We start from the raw sequence: 8,913 nt of genomic DNA on the forward strand, positions 1-8,913 counted from the left end.
TGATTTGTATAAGAGACAGCCTCTTTGTAGAGTTGGGGGAAGGGGAGGATGGGGCATTGGCGGAGCCGGTATTGGGCTGGTCTGTCGACGTGAGCAAGAGTCGGGAGGCTCTGAGGAGGAACCAGGATGACCGTGAAGGAAGCTCTGCAATGGGGAAGACAGGTGCTCCAGATGACGGGCCAGGGCGTCCAAGAGGCTGGGCGGGATGTACAGGTGCTGCTTGGCCATGTCTTGGGGGTGGAGCGCTCTGCCCTTTATGCCCATCCTGAGCGAGAGCTGACAGATCGCGAGCTGCAGCATCTGACGACCCTGCTAGAGCGGCGCCGACGAGGGGAGCCGGTGGCCTATCTGCTGGGACACAAGGAGTTTTTCGGCTTGGACTTGCTCGTTGATCGGCGTGTGCTCATTCCTCGTCCTGAAACCGAGCTGTTAGTAGAGGCGGTACTCACTGAGGCCCGCAGTCGTCTGGGGCGGGGGGAGGTGCCGCTGATTGCTGATATTGGCACTGGCTCAGGGGCGATCGCCGTTGCGCTGGCAGTCAATGAGTCGCGTTTGCCCTACCTCTATGCCTGTGATAGCTCAGCGGCGGCCCTCGAGGTGGCGCGGCTGAACTGCGAGCGGCATGGAGTCAGCGGGCGTGTGCGTTTACTCCAGGGCGATCTGGTGCAGCCGTTGCCTGAGCCGGTCGATCTGTTAGCGGCCAATCTGCCCTATGTCGGACTGGAGGAGCGGGAGCAGCTTGCCCCCGATGTGCGCGACTTTGAGCCGCCCGAGGCCCTCTTTGCTGGCCCCCGAGGGCTGGCCTTGCTAGAGCGCTTATTGCTGCAGCTCCGCGAGCGTCCTGTCCTCAAAGAGCGGGCCAAGGTCTTTCTGGAGATCGGTTATCAGCAGCGTGAGGCGCTGGAGGCCTTTGCTCGTCAGTTGTGGCCCTCGCTGCAGGTGGCCTGTCAACGAGATTATGCGGGTCAGGAGCGCCTCCTCATTCTGAGCTTCTGAGGCGTCTTCTCTCTGCAGGCTGACCAGAGGGCGGCTCTTCCGAGCGGAAGACCGCGCTGAACGTCGTGAGAACACAGGTGCAAGGCTTCCTCTTCTCCCCTTCTCGACTAGTATAAATCGGCGAACTCATTGCGTTCCTTTTGAGGGAATCCGTATAATCGGACTACCGTTAGACTCCTGGCTGTCCTTATCTGCCCTGATAAGGCAAGAACTGTCAGCCGGAGAGCGACGGAGAGGCACATGAAGAACACGGTGAGGAGCAGCGCTTAGCTCCTCACAGGAGACGGTACATGGTCCAGGCCGGTGACTTACAGTTGACTGTAGCGGCGCTCTTGCCCGTGGCTTCCTGGCTTCCTCCGCTGGCGCTGCCGTTGCTCGGAGGCATTGCGGCGTTTGTTCTGACCTATCTGCTGACTTTTGCTGTGCGTTCCCTCTGCCTGCGCATGGGCTGGCTCGATTATCCTTCCGAACGTCGGGTCCATACGGTCCCTGTCCCTCGTTTGGGGGGCGTGGCTATTTTCCTGTCATTTGTTATCGCTTCGCTACTTTTCTATACACCAGCGCATAATATTCCTACCTCTCTCTATGTTGAGAGCACTGTTTATTGGTTATTTCTATTGGCCTCGCTGCTGTTGGTAGCGGTGCATCTCATCGATGATTTGATTGGCTTGAAACCTTTGATCAAGCTGTTAGCGCAGACGGTGGCGGCGGCGATTCTGCTGGCCCCCTGGGGTGGACGCTTTCATGGCATCTTTCTCTTTTCGTTCAACAATCCCTTTGCTCCTGGTCTGGTCTATCTGGGGGTGCATGATAATGCCATTACGCTGGCGGCCATTCCGGCCCTCTGCTTTACGTGGTTCTGGATGGTCGGGATGATGAATACGGTCAATTTGATCGATGGAGTCGATGGGCTGGCGGCGGGGGTCGTGGGGATCACTGGTTTCTTTACTGCTCTGATTAGCTGGGTCTTTCATCAGGAGAGTATCGCAGTGCTGGCCGCTATCTTCACGGGGGCTGTGCTGGGCTTTCTACCGCATAACTGGAATCCGGCCCGCATCTTTATGGGCGATACGGGAGCGATGTTTCTGGGGCTGGGGTTGGCGGTGATGTCGACGATCGGCGGCGCAAAGCTGGCCCTGGCCCTGATGTTGCTCGGTGTGCCGATTCTCGATGTGGCGGTGGTGGCGATCAATCGTATTCGGCATGGGCAGCGCCCCTGGCACTACGATAAGACCCATTTGCACCATCGTTTGATGGCGGCTGGCCTGACGGTGAAGCAGATCTGTTATCTGTTCTATGGGGTGACCTTCTCCTTTGGAGTGTTGGCGGCTGGCTTGTCGATTCTGTCTCTTGATATTGCAAACAGGCAGAATGCACATCTCTTTAAGTTTATCAGTATCTTATTAGTGGTGTTGATTATGGTGGTGTTGATTGTGTGGATCGATTATCGTCAGCGCCAGCGTGGTGGACGTCTGCAGCTGAATGGCCCCGCTCCATCTGGTAGCTCAGATAGTGCTGCTGGCAAGACGGTGCTCCGTGAAGCGGCGCCTCCCGCAGGGCCGTTGGCTTCGGCTTCTCCCCCAACGGAGGCGCAGGCTGGTGACGATAGTCGGGTACAGCAGGCCTCGCATGACCTGGGCCCTGTCCAGCTCGATAGTCTGCGACCGCGAAGCGGTATAGATCAGGCACGTGAGTCGCCTTTAGCCTAGCTAGACTGGTGCAGGCCTACTACGAGTTCGGATCAACTACTTCTACGTCTTTTGATGCCTGGTTGGCCTTACCTACATGCTGCCTGCGAGCTTCCTTAGTATGGCCGTCCAGAAATAAATCCTCGGATGAAGAAGGCGGTGTTGATGACCTCGAAGGACCTCACTGTGATCTGCGAGATAGTCAAGATAGCGCAAGGAAGGGCCTTCACTGATCTCCTCTGCCGAAATCGTTAGGAAAAAGACTAAGCCCTGTGCTGGTCTGAGCCGACGCAAGCTGCTATTCTCGGAAAGAAGGTAGTAGAGGAAGCTTGAAACTTCAGACGCTAGAGCTAGAGTCTCCCCTACTACCAACTCAACTTTCCTGTAATAGGAGGTATCCCATGGTGCTGCCAAAGATGGCACTTGCCAGGTTAGTAAGCCGCCGCCGCGCCATGAGAGGTGCGATAGCTGGTGTTTTGGGTTGGCAGTGTCCTTACTGGGTCAGGTGCCGGGCGTCTGCGCTGCCTCTTTGGGTATGGACCAGCCTGGTGTAAAGGTGCTTTCCCTGACAGGGAAGCTCCTTCGGCTGGAGGAGCAGCGATTACGATCAACACCGGGTTTCTCCCATATGGAGGAGTTTTTGCGGCAGAGAGGTCTGACAATTTCCGACCCCATGCTAGAGGGTTATTATCTCTACCGCCAGACAGGTCCGCAGCCTGTTTCCCTGTTCCTCCAGTTTCCAACGACGCAAGACGTACTGGCTTTCCTCTTAGCAGTTAGTGCCATTCAGCTCTACTCCATGGCAGTCGGACTCTGGAGGATCATGGAGGGGATCAGAGAGGGAAAGTCTTATGAATAAAGCTGAGCGGTTTCTAGCCGTGTTGCTCTTCGGAATTGCGCTCCTCGATAGTATCGCATTTTTAGCTCTGGCGTTTGTGGCGAGCTTTCGGTTAGCTCTTGCTCTCCTTGTACTAGCGTGTTTATTCTGTGTCACTGGAGGGGTGGCGCTGGGCTATGGATATGTTCGCCGCCACAATCTGGAGCAAGCAGGGCAGCTAGCAAGTGAGGCGCAGCAATCTGACAAGGGTAGGAGCCGGAGCAGCCCTCCCAGTCATTTCCTGATGTTGGGCTGGGGAATGCTCTTCGCAGCCCTTGTGCTACTTGGACTTAGCATATTTTGGTGGCATTAGATGCAAGGAGAGCCAGAGGATGGAACAGAGCGAACATCGCCTGCCGCTCTTAGAGGTTGAAAGACTCAGCAAAGCCTATGGATGTCTACAGGCTGTGGATCATATCAGCTTCCAGCTCTGGCCTGGCGAACTGGTGGCCCTGCTTGGCGAAAATGGGGCCGGCAAGACGACAACCTTACAGATGCTGGCCGGCCTACTCACTCCGAGTGAAGGAAGCATTTATCTGCGTGGGCAGCGCCTGACTGCAGATGAACTGAAGTCGCTGGTAGGCTATATGCCTGAGATGCCTGCGCTCTATCCGGGGTTGACTGGTCAGGAGTTTCTTGAATTTGTAGGCGGTCTGCGGGGCTTTTCTCGCGCCTCCTGTCGCGAGCGCGCCAGCGAATTGCTGGTGCGCTTTGGCCTGGAGGAGGTAGCACAGCGGCGCATTCGCGCCTACTCGCAGGGAATGAAGCGCCGCCTGGTGCTCTGTGCGACGCTCTTGCACCAGCCGCCACTACTACTGCTTGACGAGCCGCTCAATGGAATCGATCCCTCTGGGGTGATGCTGGTGAAGCGCGAGCTGGCCGCCTTAAGCGCCCAGGGACATGCGTTGCTTATCGCGACACATCTGCTGGATGTCGCTGAGCGTCTTTGCGGGCGGGCAATCATCCTGGGGCGAGGTCGTATTGTTGCTGATGGGAGCCTTGACGAGCTACGGGCGCGGGCCGGAGAGAGCACACTGGAGCAGATCTTTGCCAGGCTCGCACTGGCCTCCTCGGCTGAGACGGCGAAGGAAGAGAGACGGTAATGAGGAAAGAACGTCGGGAGAAGGCGAGACCAGTGGTGAGTCCGAGGCCAGGCCGCTGGCGTCATCAACTGGTGGCACTGCTGCGTCTGGAGTGGTGGCTACTACGCGCAGGCTGGCAGGAAGTGCCCTGGTGGCGGCGCATTCTTCCCTTGCTGGGCCTGCTGCCGCTGCTGGGTCCCAGTCTCTTTCTGCTGGCAGCTACGCTGCTTGTTCCCGCACTCGTGGCTAGATGGTTGCCGGCGGCGATAACTGTGGCCTTTGGACTGCTGTTGGTCTTCCAGGCCCTGCGAGCGCCAGGGCTGCTCTGGGAGGGCGACGAGCTGATCTGGTATCTGCTGGTACCTTTGCCCCGCTCATTGCTGCTGTTACGTCCGCTCTATCGTCTGCTCCGGGAGCTATTGCTGGCGACTATCATGCTCCTCTTGTTACCATCGGTAGTAGTCTGGCTGGCGCATGGCGCTGGCAGCCTCATCGGGCAGCTCTGGCTGGCCAGTGTCTATCTGCTCCTGCTCTGCTCGCTCTTGGCGCCCACAGGCCTACTGTGCTTGACCTGGTGTCTGGGGATCAGGCGGGCAAGAAGTACTGTGGCCTCGGCTGCCGTGCTGCTCTGCCTTCCGGCTCTGTTGATCGTTGGGCTGCCGCTGGGGGCCGTCCTGTGGGAGGGAGAAAGCTGGCTGGCAAGGCTGAGCGCTGGAATACTGATGCCAGCGACCCTACTACTGAGGGCGGAGGAGGGCCTCCTGAGCGGGCATCTGACGGGAGCTGATGGAATGGTCTTGCTGGGAGCCCTCTTGTTGCTGATAGCGCTAGGAGCTGGCTATGGCTGGTTGGGAGGCCATCTCTATCAAAACATCTGGGAAGGGTTGCAGGAGCAGCGCGAGAAGCGGGACCGGCGGACGGCTGCGCCGATAAAGAAGCATCCTCTTTGGGAACTGGCCTGGCACATGCCTGGTTTGCCCCCTCCCTGGGCGGCCTTGCTCGGCTATTGCTGGCGGGAAGGCTTGTGGAGCTGGGCCGATCTGCCTACCATCGTGGTCGATCTGGCCATCTCTGTTGGAATCATGGCCGGCGTCCTCCTATCGCCGGAGGGAATTCAGCTCTACCGTGATCTCTGGCCTCTTGTAGGGGTGCCCAGCCTGCTGATGGCAAGCCAGCCAATGCTGCTAGTGCTGTCCAGAGGATTGGCCAGGCGACTGCTGCAACCGCGCTGGCTCCTGCGCAGTGTGCCTGTCCGCGCCGGTGGTCTCTTTGGGGCCTTATGGTTGGCTGTCCTGCTGCCGTCATTGCTCATCTGGCTTGGCCTCGCCCTGATCGCTGGATGGCTGTTGCGTGCTTCTCTCCCGGCGATCGGCCTCTGCCTGCTAATGCTAGGGCTGGGACTGGCGGCTAACGTTGCCCTCTCGCTGATGGTGGCTGTCTTTGGCCTGGCCGATGGTGAACGACTGCTTTTCCCTATCCTTCTGCCGATGGCCATTCCAGTCATGCTCTTGTCGCTCTGCGTAACCCTGATAACTGCACTGCTCTTTATTCCGACATTACCGAAGCCCCTGCGGCAGGAAGCGGGTCTCTCCATGCTCTCTCCAGGTACAGGCATGCTACTGGGGACGCTTGCCGTTTGCCTGATCGCCAGCATGACTGCATTGGCTTCCTGGCTCGGAAGCAAGCGGTTGAATCACCTACTGAGGCGAGAGTTCATATAATCGAACAGACGTTCTGAGAAGGATGTCCGAAGTTAAAAGAAAGGCACTGCCGATGTTGGTAGCACTCATTGGACTCTGGGTATTAGTGATCAGTCTGGCTCTGTACACGATTGTCCTTGGGGGTGCACTTCTCTCCCTCCAGCGCGCGCTCCGCAATCTACAGATGGAGTTTCATGTTTCTGCCGAAGAAAGCTAGCTAGCTCTGCAGCAGCTTGGGCTATTGCTCCAGACGCTACGGCCTCGTCGAGAAACTATCTACTCACAGTCGCCGCTTCACTGGCCTGGGTGCATGAGGATAACAACTTCCCATGCATGGGGTCGGCGGAGCTGAAGCCAGTCCCTGGACAGCCACTATGGATGAACAAGGGGATCGTTATGTAAAAGGAAATTGAAAAGACGGCGCTGCGATCCAGAACTGAACTGCTACCTGAGACGAAACAGGGCGCTGGGGCTTCGCCGCTAACACGCTATGGGAATGGTAAATTTCGGAAGCTGCGAAGTTTTGGGGGTCCGACTCTGTAGACGGAAGCCGTTGTCTGAAAATTTCAATTGCGACCTTGACGGTCTGCTAACGCTCTATTATACTTAGGAGAGTATAACTAGTAATGGAGAAATTATCTAATTTAAGAGCTTTACTCTTCTGTTAGCCTGCAAGTGGTGCAGTCCAGAAAGGCAAGAGTCTCATGCCACATTCACAGATTTGGATTCAATCGCTCCTGCTGCTCTCGGCGCGGCCCTCGCCGGTAATCTCTTTGCTTGCTCAGCAAAGGATGAAGGAGGCGGGCATCCAAGAGGTGCAAAGAGTGACGGGAGCCATCAGCGAAGAGGACCCTGTGACTGGCCTGGAAGTGATCTCCATCTTTCAGCGGAGGACGGTCATGGCGTCTTCCGATAGTCCTCGTCCTCTAGCCCACTGGCCTTTGACCGTCCAGCCGCGGGCTTCGTTCCTGGAAGTGCTGGGGAACGGCTTAGTGACGACCTTTTTCCCCTACCAGGTGCATTGTGTGCTGCAGGCGGTGATCTGCGGAGAGGGGGCGGGGGAATTCTCCTGGACGCTTGACGGCCCTCTTGGAGAGGGAAGACAGGCGAGCCGTCTCATCACGTCGCGCAGGCGCCAGCTCGAGTGGAGGGCGCTGACCTACTTGCCAGCCTATCAGATGCCAAGCTCGCTCAGGATGAGCATCATCAGGGAGCCGGTGACATTTGTTGCTCCTGAGTCCGGTCTCTATCTGATTACTGCTTACCTCAATGGAGGGGAGGCATCTTATCTGCCCCTGGTGATTCTGCACGAGAGAGAGATGTGGCCGGGTCCGCCAGATATGCCGCCGGCGACGCCGCCCGGGTCTGGACTTTGACTGAGAAGAGTAGGCTGTGACTCTGGAAGGCAGGGCCAGCTACAAGGGCGAGCCAAAGGGGCCATGAGCTGGAAGCCAGCGGACGGTTCGAAGAGAGCCGTTGCGTGGTAGGCGGCAGGAGCGCGGATCTTGTGGCACGCTGAGGGAGTCTCCTGGAAATTGTGCTTTTCTGGACTAGTGAAGTGGTAGAAGAACTGGAAAAGAAGACTAGCAGAAGGACGAGTGAAAGTGCTGGCGTGCTCAGTAGGCATCTGGCATCCTTGACGTAGGCACACCTTAGCGGGTGTGCACGATAGACAATCGTCGTATGAAAGGAGTCAGACGAGATGTTGACCAGATGCCGACTGTACCTGCTAGGCGTGTTGGCCATCGTCTTTGCTCTGGGGCTGGCGCTGGCGCCAGCTGGATCTGCTCATGCCCAGGCTTTCCAACGAGTGACAGGCTCGGCTGCCCAACAGATGCCAGTTGCTAGCTATGGTTCCACATCTGGCCAAGGCTATCAGCTTGCAGTTCAAAAGGTCTTAGCAAGGACGGGGTCAACCGATCCTGGAGCTGTGCATCCGAGCATCCAGACAAGCTGCCGGACTATTGTCTTTCGGTCTCGTTCAGGTGGGATCTGTGTGACCGTGTATCTGGCATGTGCTGGCCCAGTGTGTGCCCCGTACCAGGTAGACGTTGATTTCACTCAGCAACTGTTGAATATCGTAGAGACGTATGGCACGGTCCTTGTGCCCGTGATTGTCTCGGCTATTGTTGCTGTATTCCCGGCCCTGCAACCTGTCCAGGGCGTTATAACCTCCGTTTTGAACGCTATTGTCACTCTCTTGCCTAAATATTCTCGCGATGTTTGCGGAGGTCATGGAGCAGGAGTCACTTTCGGTCTGACGTCTCCTGTGCCTTCGTTGCATTGTTACTGATCTGGAGGCAGGTCAGTGAGGACTTTTTCCCTGCTGCTACCCAGGCAGCAGGGAAAAAGTGTGCTTCCTCTTGCGTCACGCCGGCCTGCCTGACGCTTCTGGACCCGGCTCGCCGAAGAGGAAAAGGAGAACTGAGATGCTGCTTAAACTCCCAAGGATTACGAAGAAGGAGAAACGTTTTCATTTCTCTTTCGAAATCTCTGAAGATTTTGAAAAAGGTTGCTGGATAGGAACTTTGCTGTTCGTTAGTCTTTTTTGGATTGCCTATGTCCTATAT

The 8,913-nt window shown here is 57.0% G+C and carries 6 protein-coding genes; all 6 read left to right on the forward strand.

What is annotated here, in order from left to right; all coding sequences use genetic code 11:
* Positions 1-126 precede the first annotated feature (126 nt).
* Complete coding sequence (gene prmC / locus IRZ24_RS12570) at positions 127-996, forward strand: peptide chain release factor N(5)-glutamine methyltransferase (RefSeq protein ID WP_297164759.1); 870 nt, start codon at positions 127-129, stop codon at positions 994-996.
* 290 nt (positions 997-1,286) lie between these two features.
* Positions 1,287-2,705 carry a glycosyltransferase family 4 protein gene (locus IRZ24_RS12575; RefSeq protein ID WP_297164761.1) on the forward strand — a complete coding sequence of 473 codons (1,419 nt, stop codon included), beginning with the start codon at positions 1,287-1,289 and terminating at the stop codon, positions 2,703-2,705.
* 1,188 nt (positions 2,706-3,893) lie between these two features.
* Positions 3,894-4,664 carry an ABC transporter ATP-binding protein gene (locus IRZ24_RS12580; RefSeq protein ID WP_297164763.1) on the forward strand — a complete coding sequence of 257 codons (771 nt, stop codon included), beginning with the start codon at positions 3,894-3,896 and terminating at the stop codon, positions 4,662-4,664.
* Positions 4,664-6,364, forward strand: a complete 1,701-nt coding sequence (locus tag IRZ24_RS12585) for a hypothetical protein (RefSeq protein ID WP_297164766.1) — start codon at positions 4,664-4,666, stop codon at positions 6,362-6,364. Before IRZ24_RS12580 ends, IRZ24_RS12585 begins: the two co-directional genes overlap by 1 nt.
* A 52-nt stretch (positions 6,365-6,416) precedes the next feature.
* A complete protein-coding gene (locus IRZ24_RS12590) occupies positions 6,417-6,560 on the forward strand; it encodes a hypothetical protein (protein ID WP_297164768.1) in 144 nt (47 codons plus the stop codon).
* A gap of 487 nt (positions 6,561-7,047) precedes the next feature.
* Positions 7,048-7,719 (forward strand): hypothetical protein, encoded by a 672-nt coding sequence (locus IRZ24_RS12595; RefSeq protein WP_297164770.1) that lies wholly within the window; start codon positions 7,048-7,050, stop codon positions 7,717-7,719.
* The last annotated feature ends 1,194 nt before the right edge of the window (positions 7,720-8,913 follow it).

This window comes from Thermogemmatispora sp. (assembly GCF_019683755.1).
Classification (GTDB): domain Bacteria; phylum Chloroflexota; class Ktedonobacteria; order Ktedonobacterales; family Ktedonobacteraceae; genus Thermogemmatispora.

What these genes read in the sequence shown, in the direction of transcription:
- IRZ24_RS12595 (WP_297164770.1), top strand. Translation starts at nt 7,048, where the DNA reads ATGCCACATTCACAGATTTGGATTCAATCGCTCCTGCTGCTCTCGGCG.
- IRZ24_RS12575 (WP_297164761.1), top strand. Translation starts at nt 1,287, where the DNA reads ATGGTCCAGGCCGGTGACTTACAGTTGACTGTAGCGGCGCTCTTGCCC.
- IRZ24_RS12585 (WP_297164766.1), top strand. Translation starts at nt 4,664, where the DNA reads ATGAGGAAAGAACGTCGGGAGAAGGCGAGACCAGTGGTGAGTCCGAGG.
- IRZ24_RS12590 (WP_297164768.1), top strand. Translation starts at nt 6,417, where the DNA reads ATGTTGGTAGCACTCATTGGACTCTGGGTATTAGTGATCAGTCTGGCT.
- IRZ24_RS12580 (WP_297164763.1), top strand. Translation starts at nt 3,894, where the DNA reads ATGGAACAGAGCGAACATCGCCTGCCGCTCTTAGAGGTTGAAAGACTC.
- prmC (WP_297164759.1), top strand. Translation starts at nt 127, where the DNA reads ATGACCGTGAAGGAAGCTCTGCAATGGGGAAGACAGGTGCTCCAGATG.